The 17,284-nt window shown below is 37.6% G+C and carries 13 protein-coding genes and 1 tRNA gene; 11 read left to right on the forward strand and 3 right to left on the reverse strand.

Annotated features, from left to right (window positions below; genetic code table 11):
- Positions 1-41: 41 nt before the first annotated feature.
- Positions 42-1,718, reverse strand: a complete 1,677-nt coding sequence (locus tag DCC35_RS05140) for a hypothetical protein (protein ID WP_137089774.1) — start codon at positions 1,716-1,718, stop codon at positions 42-44.
- 148 nt (positions 1,719-1,866) lie between these two features.
- Here DCC35_RS05140 and DCC35_RS05145 point away from each other — a divergent pair, with 148 nt between their 5' ends.
- From DCC35_RS05145 to DCC35_RS05190, 10 genes are all read left to right on the forward strand, one after another.
- Positions 1,867-2,112, forward strand: coding sequence for a type B 50S ribosomal protein L31 (locus tag DCC35_RS05145; RefSeq protein ID WP_137089775.1), 246 nt, complete (start codon positions 1,867-1,869; stop codon positions 2,110-2,112).
- A 107-nt stretch (positions 2,113-2,219) separates the two neighbouring features.
- Positions 2,220-4,262, forward strand: coding sequence for a PAS domain-containing sensor histidine kinase (locus DCC35_RS05150; protein WP_175402719.1), 2,043 nt, complete (start codon positions 2,220-2,222; stop codon positions 4,260-4,262).
- 125 nt (positions 4,263-4,387) lie between these two features.
- Positions 4,388-5,818 carry an ATP-binding response regulator gene (locus DCC35_RS05155; RefSeq protein ID WP_137089777.1) on the forward strand — a complete coding sequence of 477 codons (1,431 nt, stop codon included), beginning with the start codon at positions 4,388-4,390 and terminating at the stop codon, positions 5,816-5,818.
- Positions 5,819-5,884: 66 nt separating this feature from the next.
- The gene (locus DCC35_RS05160) at positions 5,885-7,081 is read left to right on the forward strand and encodes a GlmU family protein (RefSeq protein ID WP_137089778.1); all 1,197 of its coding nucleotides are present in this window, start codon (positions 5,885-5,887) and stop codon (positions 7,079-7,081) included.
- Between the two features lie 3 nt (positions 7,082-7,084).
- On the forward strand, positions 7,085-8,203 hold the full coding sequence (locus tag DCC35_RS05165; RefSeq protein WP_137089779.1) for a DNA polymerase III subunit: 1,119 nt from the start codon (positions 7,085-7,087) through the stop codon (positions 8,201-8,203).
- Positions 8,200-9,120 carry a hydroxymethylbilane synthase gene (hemC, locus tag DCC35_RS05170; RefSeq protein ID WP_137089780.1) on the forward strand — a complete coding sequence of 307 codons (921 nt, stop codon included), beginning with the start codon at positions 8,200-8,202 and terminating at the stop codon, positions 9,118-9,120. The genes DCC35_RS05165 and hemC overlap by 4 nt, the downstream gene beginning before the upstream one ends.
- Before the next feature lies 1 nt (position 9,121).
- Positions 9,122-10,006: a peptidylprolyl isomerase gene (locus DCC35_RS05175; protein ID WP_137089781.1), complete on the forward strand. Its 885-nt coding sequence runs from the start codon at positions 9,122-9,124 to the stop codon at positions 10,004-10,006.
- On the forward strand, positions 9,996-10,880 hold the full coding sequence (locus DCC35_RS05180) for a peptidylprolyl isomerase (RefSeq protein ID WP_175402720.1): 885 nt from the start codon (positions 9,996-9,998) through the stop codon (positions 10,878-10,880). The genes DCC35_RS05175 and DCC35_RS05180 overlap by 11 nt, the downstream gene beginning before the upstream one ends.
- 6 nt (positions 10,881-10,886) lie before the next feature.
- Positions 10,887-11,819, forward strand: a complete 933-nt coding sequence (locus DCC35_RS05185) for an SDR family oxidoreductase (RefSeq protein ID WP_137089783.1) — start codon at positions 10,887-10,889, stop codon at positions 11,817-11,819.
- The gene (locus DCC35_RS05190) at positions 11,812-13,278 is read left to right on the forward strand and encodes an alanine/glycine:cation symporter family protein (RefSeq protein WP_137089784.1); all 1,467 of its coding nucleotides are present in this window, start codon (positions 11,812-11,814) and stop codon (positions 13,276-13,278) included. The genes DCC35_RS05185 and DCC35_RS05190 overlap by 8 nt, the downstream gene beginning before the upstream one ends.
- 9 nt (positions 13,279-13,287) lie before the next feature.
- Here DCC35_RS05190 and DCC35_RS05195 read toward each other — a convergent pair whose 3' ends face one another.
- Positions 13,288-13,626, reverse strand: coding sequence for a hypothetical protein (locus DCC35_RS05195; RefSeq protein WP_137089785.1), 339 nt, complete (start codon positions 13,624-13,626; stop codon positions 13,288-13,290).
- Positions 13,627-14,018: 392 nt separating this feature from the next.
- Entirely contained in the window at positions 14,019-16,544 is a 2,526-nt protein-coding gene (locus DCC35_RS05200) for a tetratricopeptide repeat protein (RefSeq protein ID WP_137089786.1), read from the reverse strand.
- Positions 16,545-16,675: 131 nt separating this feature from the next.
- On the opposite strand from DCC35_RS05200, the gene DCC35_RS05205 reads away from it, so the two are divergent.
- Positions 16,676-16,750: transfer RNA gene (locus tag DCC35_RS05205), tRNA-Pro, on the forward strand.
- Positions 16,751-17,284 lie beyond the last annotated feature (534 nt).

A 17,284-nucleotide genomic window follows, 5' to 3' on the forward strand; every position in this document is an offset into this window, starting at 1 on the left:
ATTTTGTCAATTCAGGGCTGCAAGTTACATTTTTTAAGCCGCTAAAACAGATTATTCTGTCTTGCAATGTTCCATCTTACAGCAATAGATAACCAGTTTTCGTTTAATTCACCTAAAATCTCATTTTCCTGGTTACGGATAGTATACCCTAAATCCACAAAAAGGTTGTTTTTGGGCATGTAAGTAAGTAGCGCTTCTCCGATAAACAAGGAGTTATTTACACCCTGACCGGTTTCATTATCGTAATTTTGTTCCCTGGTTATATTTGGTTTCAGGATATCACCTCCCCAGTTTCCACCATCTTCATCAGAGCCGAAATCCGAAATAATCCCTGTAAGTGTCAAGTCAAGTCTTGGAATGATTTTGTACCTGGCTATACCAATTAATTCTGTGAAATTCGCTCCTCTGGGATGAGCAAGGGGCTGGCCATAATGGCTGAAGCTTCCGTAACTATCCCTGTGTGAGTACATATATGGTCTTGCGGTATTAAATTCTCCTTGCAGATCGAGGTAAGGTATGCCGAAAGCATCGATATATTTCATACCGACCTGAACGGCATTTTTATTGGCCCACCAGCCATTATTATCTGTGTATTCGCTTAAAACAAATTCATCTAGAGATAATTGCCCATAAAATGAAAAGTGGTTCAGGAAATTCCATTTCCAGTCTAATCCGAGTAGGACATTATCCTGGCTTCCTTCGTTTTGCTCTATAGCACGGTAAAATATTATCGGATTTAAATAGCCTAATTCTATATTGGCACTAGCTGAATCTTCATAGATAACGACTGATTCAAAAAGGCCGATATTTAAAGATTTACCGATGTCGATGCCGAGTCGATGCTGAGCCAGATATTTTTTTGGATACCTTCCACTTCCGGTTAATCCACTTTGATTTCCTTCAATATCTGCGGTGAGTTCTGCGAAGATATTTGTGTAGTTAACCTTCCCAACTTCGGTTTCCAGTTTTAGAAACAGCATTGGAGCTGAAAAGTCTGATAATATCATACTGCGATAACCATTCCCAATGAAAAGCCTGTCGTGTCCAAATTGCAGATTGATCATATCTTTAACAAGATCAAAACTTATATAACCCCGGGCTTCAAAAAAATCAACACCGGTATCTTTGAATTCTTTCCAGAAACCCTGGTTGGGAACAACGATATTTTCATTAATGTATCGATGGATATATGATGGATACCTCGCCTGGTTTTCAGTCAGTGAGGTGAAAAAAGCTACTTTATCACCGATACGGCCTCTTACTTTTACTCCTCTTGTATTTATAAATAATGAACCATCAGTTTCTGTATTTTGATTCATATATGCCAGATGCAGGATAGGATTTACGTGCAGATCGTAATTTTTGCCTTTATCATGCCAAAAGTCTCCCGGAGTTTTGTAAAGAAAGTTAAACAGAGGTTTATCGGACTCTGGGGCTTCATCTGAAATATATTCCCAGTTGTTATAAAGCAACAGACTTGCTGTGACATCACTTTTTTCTGTTGAGTCAGCGACCATATCATAGTAGGCTGTATCGATTTTATCCCTTCGATAGGTTTTCATTGTCGAGTGGAAGCCCGGATATTGTTTTCCGGTTCTGATCTCAAACCGGTCTATCAGGTGGTGCTGATAGTTTCTCCGGTCAAGTCTTATGCTCTGAGCCTTAATTGATATTGATAAAAAGAGAAAAGTCAGTGAAAAGAAAAATACCTGCCTCATATTTGTTATTTTTGCGTGTGTAACGGTAATAATAGCACAATTAAAATTTAATAATACTAAATCTTTGTTTTATTTGGTAAACAAAGTTGATCTAGTTATCTTTGTGCCTCATTTTGAAAAACGAAAGTAATTTAAAGCTTATATAATAATGAAAAAAGATATTCATCCGGACTATAGAGAAGTAGTATTTCAGGACACATCGAGTGATTATTCATTCATGACGAAATCTACTATCAAGACCAACGATACGATTAAGTGGGAAGACGGTAACGAATATCCGTTGGTAAAGGTCGAAGTTTCATCCGCTTCACATCCTTTCTACACTGGTAAGAAATTGTTCGTGGATACTGCAGGACGTGTTGAGAAATTCAACAAGCGTTACAAAAAGAAATAATCTTTTTGATAAAGAAATTAAAGCCTTCGTTAGAAATAGCGAAGGCTTTTTTTATTTAAGCCCTTATGTATTGTCTTGATGTTATTATATTAAAGAAAAAAACTCTAATGAATGACTGGGCAACACAGGAATATCAAATTTATTCTAATGCAATAAGGAAAATACACGAGGCATTCACAAAATATGTTGATAATCCGGATAAGCAGGTTGAAGAACTTTTGTCAGTTGGCATTCATCTGTTTGGGATGGAAAATGCTTCGTATGTAGAGGTGATTGATGATTCTATTTATATAAGAAACATAGCTTCCATAAAAGAGGCGAATGGCAAGGCTCCTCAGAAAGTTTTGCCTTATAAAGATTCAATGGCTGAAGATTCGATGAAATCGGATGAAATTACTATCTATTCTGATTTGACTTTGGATGAAGTTCCTGACAAATATAAAATTTTCCTTGAAAACGATATCCGCTGTTTCATTCATAAACCGGTAAAAGTTTTTGGTCAGAGAAGAGGGCTAATTAGCTGGTCAGGATCACATGCTTTGAAATCTGTTTTACTCGATGATCACCTTAAGGATGTTATACTGTTAATTTCCAATGCAGTAGGAAAGGTCATTGAATTAAAAATTTCATTTGAAAGCAGGCAGCAATACCGTAAAGAACTTCAAAAGCAGATGGAGCAATACCTGGCTTCTGAGGAACTCAATCAAATGGGAGTTTGGTATAGAGATCTCAAAACAAATGTCGTTACTTCTTCCAGTGGAGCATTAAAAGCAGCAGGGATTTATAAGAAAAGTAACAAGTCTATGGATTTTGATGATGCATTAAAATTAATTCATCCTGAGGATCTGCCTGAGTTAGTTAAAAAAAGAAAAGAATCATTTAAAACCGGAAAGGCCTATAGCAGTGAATTCAGATTAATTAATAATGATGAAATTGTCTGGTTATTAATGAAAGGCGAACCTGTTTTTGATGATTCAGGAGAGGTTGTGGCGATTCGAGGAACTATTCAAAATATCGACGAAGAAAAAGCTTTAAAACAGGAGAGGGACAGATATAAATCATTATTAGAAGAATTTGTAAGAAGTAATCCTGTTCCTGTAGCCATGTTTGACACCGAGATGAACTATATCATGGTTAGCAAAAGATGGCTGGAGGATTATGATGTGGATGAGTCCATAATTGGTAAAAATCATTATGAAGTTGTGCCAGGGATTAAAGAGGGTTGGAAAAAAAGGCATCTGGAAGCATTAAAAGGGAAAAAGATGAGTAAGGATAATGATTTTTTTCAATGGCCGGATGGAAGCATCTCTTATATATCGTGGGCAGTCGGACCCTGGTATTATCCCGATAATGAAATCGGAGGTATTATTCTTTATGCTGAGGATGTAACAGAGCTTAAAAAAAATGAGTTAAAAATTGCTGAAATGGCTACTCAGCTATCCGATTATTCAAAGCAACTGGAAAAAAGTAATACTGATCTGGAAAATTTTGCTTCGCTGATAGGTCACGATCTTCAGGAACCGCTCAGGAAAATAAAGGCTTTTGGAGACATGCTTAAAAGAAATAATGAGGAGACTCTGGATGATCAAAGTAAGGATTTATTAGACAGAATGGTCAGCGCTTCTGAGCGTATGCAAAATCTGGTGAATAAACTTTTGGAGGATAGCCGGAGGTCTTCTGGGGAGAAAAGAAAAATGGTTGATCTTTCTTTTGTTATAAGCAATGTGTTGGATGATCTCGAATTAGCAATTAATGAATCAGAAGCAGAAATTAATGTAAATCTTTCAGTGAAGGTATATGCCTCATACCAGGAGTTATATCGACTTTTCCAGAATATTATTTCAAACTCATTAAAGTATCGTGAAAATAGCAGAAGGCTTATTATTGATATGATGCAGGAGGTTGTAGATGATAAACTAAAAATAAAAATTTCAGATAACGGAATTGGGATTAATGTAAGTAATAATAATGCTCTTTTTGAATTTTTTACAAGGGGTAAAAAAGACTCTGAGGTCCAGGGTTACGGAATCGGATTAGCGGCATGTGGTAAAATTATGGATAATCTTGGTGGGGAAATTAGAATTTTGCCTCATCAAAGTGAAGGGACGGCTGTTGAATTGGAGTTTAATGAATTTAAGATAAAAAAGTAGGGGTTGTTATTTTTACAATATTAATAGAAACCTTACATCAGCCTTAAATATTATATTTCCTTGGTATTTGGTACTTTATAAATCATAATATCTGATTAATTTGAGGTGGAAATCAATTAGCGTACATGTCAACTAAAATTCTTCTTATTGATGATGATTATGAAGATTTTTTAATCATTCAGGATCTTCTTCAATCATCAAAACTTAAGGACTTTGAATTATCCTGGAATGACAATTCGGAGGATGCACTCCATTCATTCTGCGATAACAGCTATGATATTTATATTCTTGATTACAGGATTGGGGATCAAAACGGGCTAACTGTTCTGAAGGATGCGATCGATTGTGGGTGTACAAACCCAATCATTTTGTTAACAGGATACTCAAATGAAACCCTGGAAAAAGATGCGATCAATGCCGGTGCTGCTGACTATTTATTAAAAAATGATATTACCGGTGATCAGTTATATCGCTCCATATGGTATTCTATTGAGCGTACGAAACTAGAGAAGCAGGTCTACCTGGTGAGAGAAAGAGCCAAAAGTCCTAATGGGATTCTGATTCTGAATAAAAATAACCAGGTTGTATATGCTAATGAAGCTGCCACAATTTTTCTCAATGCCAATATGAATGAATTGAGTAATATGCATCTTCACTTTGATTTTAAACCTAATCAGAATCACGAGGTGGAAATCACCACCAGAAATGGAGGCCTTGGAGTTGGAGAGATAAGAACGATGGATATTGATTATGAAGGTCAGAAAGCTTCATTAATAACCATCATTGATATAACTGGTCACAAGCAATTACAAAACAATTTGCTCACAGTAAACTCAAGGCTTGAAAAACAAAATAATTATCTTCGGCAATTTGCTTATATAGCTTCTCACGATCTTAAAAGTCCAGTTAATAATATTCTTTCATTATTAGATCTATTAAATATTGAAAGTAAACTTGATGACTCTGAATTAGAATTATTCAATGCATTAAAAAAAGCAAGTAATAAACTGGAGAGATCTATTCAGGAAATGATTATGCTGCTTAAAGACCATAAGGAGGATAGTGAAATTGATGAGAATAAGGTTGATATTTACGAGGTCTACGAAGATATAAAAGAATCAATTTATGAACAGATCGAGCAGTCTGGTGCCCAGATTAGTGTTGATTTTGCGGAATTTAACCAGGTAGGGTACAACCGGGTGCACCTCAGAAGCATCCTGCTAAATTTAATTACCAACGCCATAAAGTATCGAAACCCTGATAAAAATCTGAAAATTGATATTTGTACAGGAATAAAGGAAGGCAGAAAATATCTACAGGTTAAGGATAATGGAAGAGGGATTGACCTGGATAAACACGGTGCAGCGCTATTTGGATTATTCACAAGGTTTAACCGGGATATTGAAGGCTCGGGCATCGGGCTGTATTCGGTTAAATCCATTGCTGAGTCCTATGGTGGGTCAATTGCTGTAAAAAGTACCCCGGGTGAGGGAGCTACTTTCAGGATTTTTCTCCATGATAAGATCAAATCACCAATGAAGGTTTTAGAAACTTAATATTCTTTCTACATCCTTTTATTGTAATTTCTTATAGATTGCGATCAGTATTTTTATTTTTGCTATATGAATATAATACTATTCGACAATCCCACAACTCGAAAAAGGTTATTGCCTTTTACCTTTACACGACCTGTAGCAGAGATCCGCGTAGGAATTCTGACTCTGGCAGATAAATGGAGTAAAAGACTCAATGAGAATATATCCTATCTTACTGAGTCCTATCTCTCTAAAAAATTCCCACTTCTTACCAGTGAAGAAAATATTTATATTGATGGAGCAGTTTGCCCTTCAGAAGCACTTATCAGGGAAATCAAAAAGCTTGATTATAATCGAGGATTAAAAATTGGAGATTCGGTTATCGTATTTAAGAGCAAGGAAAAATTTAATACCTGGGATTCTATCAATGATCAATTAGATGCCTGTGAAGAATATGGTGAAGAAATAGAAGTGATCGATGTTTCATGGAAGATTTTTCAACGCAACAGGGCTCAACTGGAACTAGATTTTGTTTTACTTACCGAAGGAAGAACCTCAGCTGAGATAAATGATCCCCATACTGTTGTTTATGGTAAAGAAAAGATTTTTATTGAGGAGGGAGCAGATATTAAATCGGCAATCATCAATGCAGAAACCGGTCCTGTTTATATCGGAAAGAATGCAACTATTCAGGAAGGTGCAATGATCAGAGGGGCTTGTGCCATTCTTGAAAATTCTCATGTGAATATGGGAGCAAAACTCCGTGGCGATAATACCATTGGACCGTATTGTAAAGTAGGTGGTGAAGTCTCTAATTCTGTATTTATAGGGTATTCAAACAAGAGCCATGATGGGTTTCTTGGAAACTCAGTAATCGGGGAATGGTGTAATATTGGAGCAGACTCAAATAATAGTAATCTCAAAAATAATTATGCTAAAGTTAAGATCTGGAGCTACGACCGTGAAGGTTTTGTAAATACAGAACAGCAATTCTGTGGTTTGATGATGGGCGATCACACCAAATGTGCAATAAACACAATGTTTAATACCGGAACAGTAACAGGTGTTTCTGCAAACATATTTGGTGCAGGATTTCCTCGTAATTTTATCCCTTCATTTTCCTGGGGTGGACCACAGGGAGTATCTACTTTCAGTATCAAAAAAGCTTTTGAAGCAGCAAATATAGTCTATGATAGACGAGGTAAAGAATTTGATGATACTGAAAAAGAAATATTAAATCATATTTTTGAAGAGACGAGTAAGTATCGAAATTGGGAGAAATAAAATATGCAGTTTAAAGATATACCTGGTTTTAACGACGAAAAAGCGGCCTTAATTCAGGCGGTAAAGAATAACCATCTTGCCCACGCACATATGTTTGCAGGTAAACAGGGAGGTGCAAACCTGGCTTTAGCAGTAGCTTTTGGTCAGTTTATCAATTGCGAAAATCGATTAGAAGATGATAGTTGTGGAGAATGTGGCAGTTGCAGGCAATTCAGTCAGTATACACATCCTGACTTGCATTTCATTTTCCCAACAGGAGGAACAGCAAAACTGGCATCAAAAGATGCCGTAAGTAGTGCATTGATGACCGAATGGAGGTCGTTTTTGAAGGATAATCCCTTTCCGGCTCTGAATGACTGGGCCGCATTTTACGGAGGTCAGGATAAACAACTAAGTATTTCAAAAGAAGAAGCCAGAAATATTGTTAAAAGCCTTTCACTTTCTACTTTCGGCGCTGGTTATAAAGTGATGATCATATGGTTGCCCGAATTTCTGCACCCATCGGCAGCTAATGCCATATTAAAAATATTAGAAGAGCCACCGGGTAAAACAATATTTATCCTGGTATCATGTGATCTCGAGGCAATTCTACCAACTATTCTTTCAAGGACCCAGATATTAACTGTGGGTAATTTTAAAGAGGAAGAACTTAAGGAGCTTCTCGTAGCAAAAGGAGTAGGTGAGGATCAGGCACATCAGCTTGCCAGAATCTCAGAAGGAAATGTCAGTAAGGCCATATCCTATATTGGACAGGAGGATCAGGATACCCATAAACTTTTTCAGGAGTGGATGCGAACTTGTTATAAGCGAGATTACTCCGAATTGGTTTCCTGGGCTGACCGGTACCAGAAACTTGGTAAAATGAATCAGAAAAGCTTGCTGGAATATGGTTTGCACATGATGAGGGAAAGCCTTATAGGAATCAGTGGTGCAGAAGAATTATACAGGATGTCCGGTAGTGAAACTGATTTCATAAAGAACTTTCAGAAAATATTAAGTGCTAAAAAGGTAGAGCGGGTATATGAATTGCTTAGTGAATCTCTATATCATATAGAAAGAAATGTAAATGCCCGACTGATGTTTTTAAATTTATCATTAAATCTGGTTAAAGCATTAAGGTGAAAGAGGTAGTAAAGATAGTAACGAGAAAGAGTCAGCTGGCAATGTGGCAGACTAATTATATAGAAGACTTGCTAAATGAAGCCGGTTTTGAGACTGAGATTATTAAACTTGACACAATAGGGGATAAGATTCTCGATGTCGCAATAAATAAAATAGGGAGTAAGGGAGTTTTTACAGAAGAGTTAGAGGCAGCACTATATGCTGGAGAGGCACATATCGCAGTTCATTCAGCAAAAGATATGCCCAGCTCGCTACCTGATGGACTTGAGCTTATAGCTTTTACTAAGAGAGAAAAGATGCATGATGTTCTGGTTTCAGATAAGGATATTGATCTGACAGGCAAGCTGACTATTGGCACATCATCTACCAGGCGGGTTGCTATGCACAAGCGTTTCAATCCTCATTTTAACATTGTTGATATGCGAGGCAATTTGCAAACGAGAATTGGCAAGATGCGCGATGGTCATTGTGATGCCCTGCACTTAGCTTTTGCAGGGGTTCATCGAATGGGATACGAGGATTTGATCAAACATCATTTTGATCTTTCAGTTTTTACTCCAGCTGTAGGACAAGGGAGTATTGCCATTGAAGCAAGCACTTCCCTTAATCCTGAACTTAAACAAAAGATCATTGAGGCAGTAAATGATACAGATACCCATGCTTGTTTAGCTGCTGAGAGAGCTTTTCTGAAAAAATTAGAAGGGGGATGTAGTGTTCCGGTTTTTGGTTTGGCATCTCAAAATGGAGATCAGATATCTTTACGAGGAGGTATTGTCAGTCTGGATGGGCAGACCATGATAGATGATGAAGTCACCGGTAGTATGTCTGAGAGCAGGGAATTAGGTGAAAAATTGGGCGATATGCTGATAAGCAGAGGTGGTAAAGAATTATTAAACGAAATTAAAAGAGGACTCTAATATGAGGATAAGCAATCTATCTCTTATCATATTGTTTTTATTTAGCCTGTTTAGTGCTTGTGACGGACTTTATGAGCAGGAAAACCCGGTCGTTGTAATGCATACAGAGTTAGGAGATATGAAGTTTATCCTGTTTGACGAAACAGAAAAACATAAAGAGAATTTTGTCGAGCTGGCAAAGGAAGGGTTTTATGATAAAACCAGCTTTCATAGAATTATCAGTGAGCAAATGGCTCAGGGTGGTGATCCAAATACTAAAGATGAAGATCGGTTTAACGATGGTATGGGTGGGCCTGGCTATAAGTTACCTGCCGAAATATTTCCTGAGATAATTCATAGAAAAGGAGCTTTGGTTTCAGCCAGGATAATTGGTAAGGACCGCGAAGAAAGGTCAGCTCACGGATCGCAGTTTTTTATTGTATACGGGAAAAAATGGAATAATTCCATGCTGGATAGCCTTGCTACAGCGAGAACTCGTGAACAGCAAGATTACTACATAGCCAAATTTTTGGGAGATTCTGTAAACACTGAGATTCGGGACAGGTTAATAGAACTTTCAAACAAGAGAGATTCTTCCAGGTTTAAATCAGTTACAGATTCTATCAGGGAGGAAGTTATCGCTCGATATGATCTCGTACCGATAGAATATTCTACTGAAGCCAGGACAGTCTATGAAACTCATGGTGGGATGCCGGAATGGGACGGAGAATTCACTGTATTTGGACAACTGATTGATGGGTTTGATACTTTTGAAAAATTAATGAATGCCAAAACCGGACCCAATGGTAAGCCAGAAGAAGACCTGGTAATCAGTGTGGAGATTTTTAATGAAAATGAAATTGCATTACCGGAAAATTATAAGAAGTATTTACCTGATGAGAATTAATTTATTTAGTCTTTTAATCTTATTTACTTTTCTTTTATCTAATTCAGAAATCACAGCTCAAAAAAAGAAAAAGAAAGATGAGCTGGTAAGAATGCATACTCCTTACGGGGAAATGCTTATTCTTTTATATGATGATACTCCACTTCATAAAGAAAATTTTTTAAAGCTGGTAAAAGAAGGTTTTTATGATAGTACTACCTTTCACAGGGTTATTAATGACTTTATGATTCAGGGTGGGGATCCTAATTCTAAAGATTCAATTAAGGGAAATGATGGTTCCGGAGGGCCTAGATATACCATCGAATCAGAATTTGAAGCAGGACATAAACATTTTAAAGGTGCACTTGCAGCAGCGCGAAAAGGAGATAGGGCAAACCCGGAAAGAGCAAGCAGCGGTAGTCAGTTTTACATAGTTGAAGGACAAAAGGTAGATTCTCTACAGTTAATAAAGCTGGAAACAGATAAGAACATGAAAAATTTGTTCCGTATCATGTCTGAAGTGGCTAAGGAGCCGGGAGCTGACACCTTAGCTATTAAATATCAGGAATATAGAGACGCGGGGGATTATGCCGCATTTGAGGAATGGTTGCTAAGTATAAAACCGGCGCTTTTAGAATATTCTGATAAGTATTACGAGGTTGATTATTCAGAATTAGATATAAAGCGATATCAGGAGTTTGGAGGAGCACCCCATTTAGATGGTGAATACACAGTTTTTGGTCGGGTAATCGATGGATTGGAGGTAATTGATAAAATCAGTGAGGTAAAGACTAATTATAGTGACCGCCCTGAAACAGATATAAAAATAGCAGTTGAAGTAGAGGAGTGGAAAAGAAAAAAACTGATAAAAGAATACGGAGATATTTATAATTAATTAAGCATGTCATCAAAAAAAATATTGATAACCGGATCAAATGGCCTTTTGGGTCAAAAGCTTGTTGCTCTTCTGGCTGAGAATCCCGATATAGAGCTTATAGCTACCTCCCGTGGAGAAAACAGGATTAAACATATCGATTCAAGCAGTTATCAATATGAAAGCCTTGATATCACAAATGAGAGTGAGGTCGAACAGGTTATTGGTAAGTACAAACCTGATGTGGTAATCCATGGCGCAGCGATGACAAATGTAGATCAATGCGAACAAAATCCGGAAGATTGTCATAAACTGAATGTTGATGCAGTTAAATATCTCACCAGTGCCAGCTCTGAAATAAATGCATTTTTTCTATTTCTTAGTACTGACTTCATATTCGATGGATCGCATGGTCCATTACTGGAAACTGATATTCCAAATCCGATTTCTGTATATGGCCAATCAAAGCTTGATGCTGAAGAAATTGTGATGTCTTATCCCCACAAATGGGCAATAGCCAGAACTGTTCTTGTCTATGGATTAACTCCATCGATGAGCAGGTCGAATATAATATTGTGGGTTAAAAAAAGCCTTGAGAATGGTGAGAAGATTAACGTTGTTACTGACCAGTGGCGAACACCAACATTGGCAGAAGACCTGGCTAAAGGCTGTACATTGATCGCATTAAATGAAGCTGAGGGAGTGTTTAATATTAGTGGTGAAGAGATGCTTACTCCATATGATATGGCGATGAAAACAGCTGAATATTTTGCTCTTGATAAAACCCTGATTAACAAAGCAGATGCTTCAACATTTTCCCAGCCGGCTAAAAGGCCTCCAAAAACCGGTTTCATAATAAATAAAGCAAAAGATATACTAGGATATGCCCCGCATTCCTTCGAAGAAGGGATTTCTATTTTGGATAAACAATTGAATGAACTAAATTCACAGGATGGTTGATTTTTTTATTGAGGAAGGATTTGACGGTTGGTTAGATAATGTGTTAGCACCAATAACTAATAAAGTCAATGACATCGTACTTTTTAGCATACCTTTAACAGATTCTATTGAAATCCCGGTTGTTGTGGCATTGCTGCTAATATCAGCAGTGTTTTTTACAATTAACTTCAGGTTTATCAATATCGGCATGTTTAAGCATGCCATTGATGTAGTCAGGGGTAAATATGACAATCCGGATGATGAGGGTGAAGTTAGCCACTTTCAGGCTTTGACTGCTGCACTATCCGGTACTGTCGGTATCGGAAATATTGGTGGTGTGGCTATCGCCGTGTCGACCGGGGGGCCTGGAGCGACATTCTGGATGATCCTTGCAGGGATTTTTGGGATGACCACCAAATTTGTAGAGTGTACCCTGGGTGTTAAATACAGAAATATTTATCAGGACGGTACCGTTTCAGGTGGACCGATGTATTACCTTCAGAAGGGATTGGCAAAGAGAAATTTACCTAAACTAGGCCGGTTTCTGGCTGTGTTTTTTGCAATTGCATGCGCCGGAGCTGCTATTGGTAGCGGAGGTCCTGCACAGGTAAACCAGGCAACTGAACAAATGATCTCCATCACCGGTGGTGAGAATGGCTTCTTATATGGAAACGGATGGATGTTTGGCCTGGTGATGGCTGGAATCGTTGCGCTGGTAATAATAGGTGGAATTAAAAGTATTGTTAAAGTAACGGAGCGTATAGTGCCTTTTATGGTAGGTATATATTTACTTGCAGCAATTGTCGTATTATTTGCTCATGCAGGAGATATAATTGGAGCTATTGGTACGATCATATCCCAGGCCTTCACATTAAAAGCAGGAATAGGAGGGTTTGTCGGAGTGATGATCGTCGGATTAACCCGTTCCGCGTATAGCAATGAAGCAGGTCTCGGATCAGCCTCAATTGCTCACTCAGCTGTTAAAACTGATGAACCACTTTCAGAGGGCCTTGTAGCCTTGCTCGAACCCTTCATTGATACCGTTGTAGTTTGTACAATTACGGCTCTCGTTATTGTCGTGACTAATAATTATGACCCCAATGCAACTGAAGGAATAAGTCTGACAAGTAAAGCGTTTGGTAGCGTCATAACATGGTTTCCGTATGTGCTTTCCGTTGCAGTAATCCTTTTTGCCTTATCGACGATGGTTGCCTGGGCGTATTATGGATTGAAAGCGTGGACATTTTTGTTTGGAGAAAACAAAACAGCAGACCTCATTTATAAGGTGCTGTTTTGTGTTGCTGTAGTCATCGGTTCCTCCCTCAGTTTGAAAGCTATGTTCTCCCTGGCGGATGCTTTGGTCTTACTTATGGCTTTTCCAAACCTAATTGGTTTGTATTTCCTCTTCCCCGATGTGGCCAAAGAAGTGCGTTCATATAAGCAGAGGCTTCGCGATGGAATTATTAAAAAAATGAAGTAAGCTGGAGAGCTACTTCGCCGTCAGCCAGTGTTTTGCTTTTTCTGTATCAGTGAAAACCTTTACGTCTGATCCGGTAATTCGAACTAAAAAGTCAATGACATAGGCATCTAAAGTGTTTAATGCAATTATTGCCCTGGCTTTTACATGAGCCCGGTATTTAATTTTTAACAACCTGAAAAACGCATTAAAAACCGATTTTCTCGAAATGGTCGTCAAAACCAATGCTGATTTCGGATCACAATATTTTAAAAAGGCATCTCGCTCGTTGGAGCTTTCCAACCCATTGAGGTTCAGGTCTTCCTGGACGATCAATTTTCCGTTGTGTGTAATTAGTTTTATTGCTGACATAGACAGGTGGTTTTATTTCAATGTTACCCCCATTTTTTATCAATTTCCTGTCAGCAATGCGGCAAAACTTACCGATATGTGATATATTTCCTGTTTTATGAAATGTTTTTACACTTCATTTAAAAATTGTCTTTTTCTAAGGAATAGATCTTTTTGATAACTTTTAATCATGCATAAAGTATTGGTTTTCAGGTTTGTAGCTAGCTATTAAGGTCGGGAGCTTTAATTGTGTAGAGGATTGAGGCAGTATAGCAGCCATGCTTAAATTGAATAAATTTGAGAATTTTGAAGGTAAACCCCCAGGTAATAAATTTTAGAAAATTCAAAAATTTTGAGGTTTTGAATCTTTTATGAAGATGATTTGATGATAATTAAAAAATAATCTTACATGATTAATCGCACAGAATTCTTTCTGAAGAGTCAATGTCGGAGGTTTCTTCTTTTAGCAATTTCCCTTTGTTATTAACATATTTGATTAATCTGTAACCAGCATCTTCATAATCTTTATAAGCAAAAAATACTATCTCTTCTTTACTACCTCGAAATTCGATTCCCGTAAAGTCAAGTTGTTCGGTGGTTACACTGTTTATCGAGGAGGCGGCTCCATATCCATTTTCAGTTAGAAAAATAGCCAGCCGCTCATTATTATCATTATTAAGGTCATGAATTCTAATCGTTTTAGCTACCAATCCTACTGAATCATCTTGAATTATATCCCATAATGTCCATCTGAAATTATTTTTAATCCAAACTGTAGAGTCATTCCATGATTTTAAGTCTTCTGCATCAGAACGGTAAAAAAGCGATCCGTCGGTATTAAGTATATAGTGATATCTCCCGAACTGTGTGATCACCCTGGTTCCGTCTTTAACCGGAAGTTTTGAATACCTTGGCGCTACAACTTTATAATTTTTAGTATTTATCCAGCCAAATTTTCCATCTCGAACTACGACCAGGTTATTTTCATCTAGTTTTTGGAATCCATCGTAATTACCAGGAAGAAGTGTTTTACCTCCAAGGGTTTTAAGCATATAGTTTCCCGAGGTAAACATTATCGAGATAATCGAATCGCTCAGTATTGAGTAGCTCTTTCCATCTCCACTGAAAACCTGATCTCCGGCAGCATTATACACTACTTGTCTTCTGCCTTTATAAGATATCAGGGCCTGATCATTTTCTTTTTTACCGGAGGTGGAGATCAATTTAAAGCCCGTACCTGAGGCAAAAGTCATAGATTCTTTGTTGTTAAAGTAAACTACCGGTTTTTCATCTGTTAAAGTAATCAGAAAGTTTTCACCCAGAATATATGAAGAGTCTATTTCAAGATTTAAGGGAGCTGACCACTTTTTATTGTACACGACTGTGCTCGTGTCATTTTTAGCCAGTAGCCATTTCTCACTATTTACCAGTTTGTTATACGGGTCAGTATAATTTTGCATGTTATCATAAGCGAGTCTGTAGCCCTGTTTATCTTTAACTACTATACCAAAAGGAGTGTCATAGATCTTATTTTCAGCTGGCGATTTTAACCACTGCAGGTTTTCATTGAGCACACCAAATTGCCTGTTCTCATTTTCTATAATTAGCGTCGAATCATTAGCCAGTTCATAATCGTATACGTTTCTGATCCAGGGAAAAAAATCCGTTTTAATCTTAGGCAACATCGAGACGTGACTCACTCTCAGTTTGTCATCTGTTTCATGAAATATAAAGTCCTTTTCAGAGTAAAGATCTCCATCTTCGATTGTCATTAAAAGAGCACCTAGGAGGGATCTGAATTCTATTAAGCCCGATTTTCTGGCTGCAATAAAATTTTTATGAGGAAAGAAAATCTCATCGTAAATGGGAGGAAGAATGATAGAACCATCAGAAAGTAAGAGACCGCTTTTCCCATTTTGAACAAAAGAAATGTAGGCAGGCGAAAGTTCATTAATATCTTCTGAAGGCCCACGGAAAACAAAATTTCCGGAACGATTGACAACAGCTGTAGCTTCACCTATGTAACCAATAATATATTTTGATTTATACCCATTACAATTATCAGATGATTCCAGTCGATCAAAAATTGGCGGTACAGTATATACGCCTTGAGAATTGATCAACCCGATTTTTTGGTTTTGTGCTATGGGAAATAACAAATCAGATTCAGAAGCTTCGTCATAGTGTGATTTGACGATCAATTTTGCTTTTTGAGCAGATTTAAGTTCCGGATATTCATTTGCCAGATAGGCCAGCTTTTCTTTAGAACCAGAAATAGTAATTAGGTCCGTTAGTTTGTTTTCAACCTCCTGCTTATATGGACTATTCGGATTTTTTCTCAGGAAATTTGCGTATTCTTCTTCTGAAAATTCGGTAAAGTGCTGGCTAAAAGCTAGATCAGCCTGGCGTCTTTTGATATTGCTTATGTATTGGCTATTTGGGAACCACCTCTTGAAATTATTGTATGCAGAGTCGGTATGAGTAGCAATAGCAGTATTATAAGCCCAGTCTTCCCAAAGATTTTTTGCCTGTGAGGCATAGGGTTGGGTATTGTGAATAGTAAGAAAATTTAAAAACCTGTTTTGAGAATGTGGAGGGTTTAATTGCTCATAGGCCAGGGAGTCGATTCGGATTTTCAAGCTATCGGGATGAACTTCTTCACTAAGTTTAGATTCTTCAGTAGCGATGTTGAGGTACTTGCTCAACATTGATGCTGCACTATCCAGGTAATTGAGATTTTCCAGATGAACCCACTGAAGATAATAAGCTGTGGCAAGTTTAGTTTCGGGATCGTCGGGATCCTTTTCATTTATTTTCAGGACATAGTCTTTTGCCTTGGCTGTATCGGCTTTTTCGACCAGTTTGAAAATTCTGTTTTGCGCTGAAACAGAAAAAGATAGAGTAACAAGTAGTATAAAAAATAGCTGGCGTATCATCATTCTTGGTTTAAGATTCGATGAAAGGATAAAGCTAATATTTTTAAGATAATAATACGATAAATTGCAATTAAGCTTGCGAAAATGGGGTAAGAATACAGATATTTACTCCGAAAATACTATTTGAATTTGTTCGGGGCGTAGCGCAGCCCGGTTAGCGCGTTCGTCTGGGGGGCGAGAGGTCGCTGGTTCGAATCCAGTCGCCCCGACAATGAAAACCCAACATGGAAGTGTTGGGTTTAGTTGTTTAAAGGCACAAGCCAAGTTATACTTGAGCTTGTGCCTTTAAACAACTAAACATTCCCGCGGTAGCGGGAAGAGGTTTTCATTAGCAACACCCCACCCCTGGATGGCCGCCAGGCAATCCAGTCACTAAAGCTCCATTTGAGTATTTAATTCACAGAGAAATATATCGCGGTAGCGGGGATACTGGATCAAAATAATTTTCATGAAACAGCCTTAAAATTAAATATTCTTATATTCGCGTTTGAAATGAATGAAAAATTCGCTTTATGACAACTGCACAAGAGAATTCTTGCGCCAGGTAGAGAACAGGGATTAATCATTGTAGAATGACCGAGTCACAGACTCTGCATTTCATATAAAAGTTTGAAGTTGTCCTGCCGAACACTCCAAACAGCGGGGGTATAATATTTATTCTTATATTTAGATTTTAAATTAGGTGAAAAATTTAATTAAGGTCATTGGGAAAACAGGAACACTCCAAACAGCAAGGGTAGAAA

The organism is Mangrovivirga cuniculi (assembly GCF_005166025.1).
GTDB lineage: Bacteria > Bacteroidota > Bacteroidia > Cytophagales > Cyclobacteriaceae > Mangrovivirga > Mangrovivirga cuniculi.

Excerpts from the sequence above, each read along its gene's own strand:
- DCC35_RS05150 (WP_175402719.1), top strand. The coding sequence starts at position 2,220 with ATGAATGACTGGGCAACACAGGAATATCAAATTTATTCTAATGCAATA.
- DCC35_RS05165 (WP_137089779.1), top strand. The coding sequence starts at position 7,085 with ATGCAGTTTAAAGATATACCTGGTTTTAACGACGAAAAAGCGGCCTTA.
- DCC35_RS05145 (WP_137089775.1), top strand. The coding sequence starts at position 1,867 with ATGAAAAAAGATATTCATCCGGACTATAGAGAAGTAGTATTTCAGGAC.
- DCC35_RS05185 (WP_137089783.1), top strand. The coding sequence starts at position 10,887 with ATGTCATCAAAAAAAATATTGATAACCGGATCAAATGGCCTTTTGGGT.
- DCC35_RS05140 (WP_137089774.1), bottom strand. The coding sequence starts at position 1,718 with ATGAGGCAGGTATTTTTCTTTTCACTGACTTTTCTCTTTTTATCAATA.
- DCC35_RS05190 (WP_137089784.1), top strand. The coding sequence starts at position 11,812 with ATGGTTGATTTTTTTATTGAGGAAGGATTTGACGGTTGGTTAGATAAT.
- DCC35_RS05155 (WP_137089777.1), top strand. The coding sequence starts at position 4,388 with ATGTCAACTAAAATTCTTCTTATTGATGATGATTATGAAGATTTTTTA.
- DCC35_RS05175 (WP_137089781.1), top strand. The coding sequence starts at position 9,122 with ATGAGGATAAGCAATCTATCTCTTATCATATTGTTTTTATTTAGCCTG.
- DCC35_RS05160 (WP_137089778.1), top strand. The coding sequence starts at position 5,885 with ATGAATATAATACTATTCGACAATCCCACAACTCGAAAAAGGTTATTG.
- DCC35_RS05200 (WP_137089786.1), bottom strand. The coding sequence starts at position 16,544 with ATGATGATACGCCAGCTATTTTTTATACTACTTGTTACTCTATCTTTT.
- DCC35_RS05180 (WP_175402720.1), top strand. The coding sequence starts at position 9,996 with ATGAGAATTAATTTATTTAGTCTTTTAATCTTATTTACTTTTCTTTTA.
- DCC35_RS05195 (WP_137089785.1), bottom strand. The coding sequence starts at position 13,626 with ATGTCAGCAATAAAACTAATTACACACAACGGAAAATTGATCGTCCAG.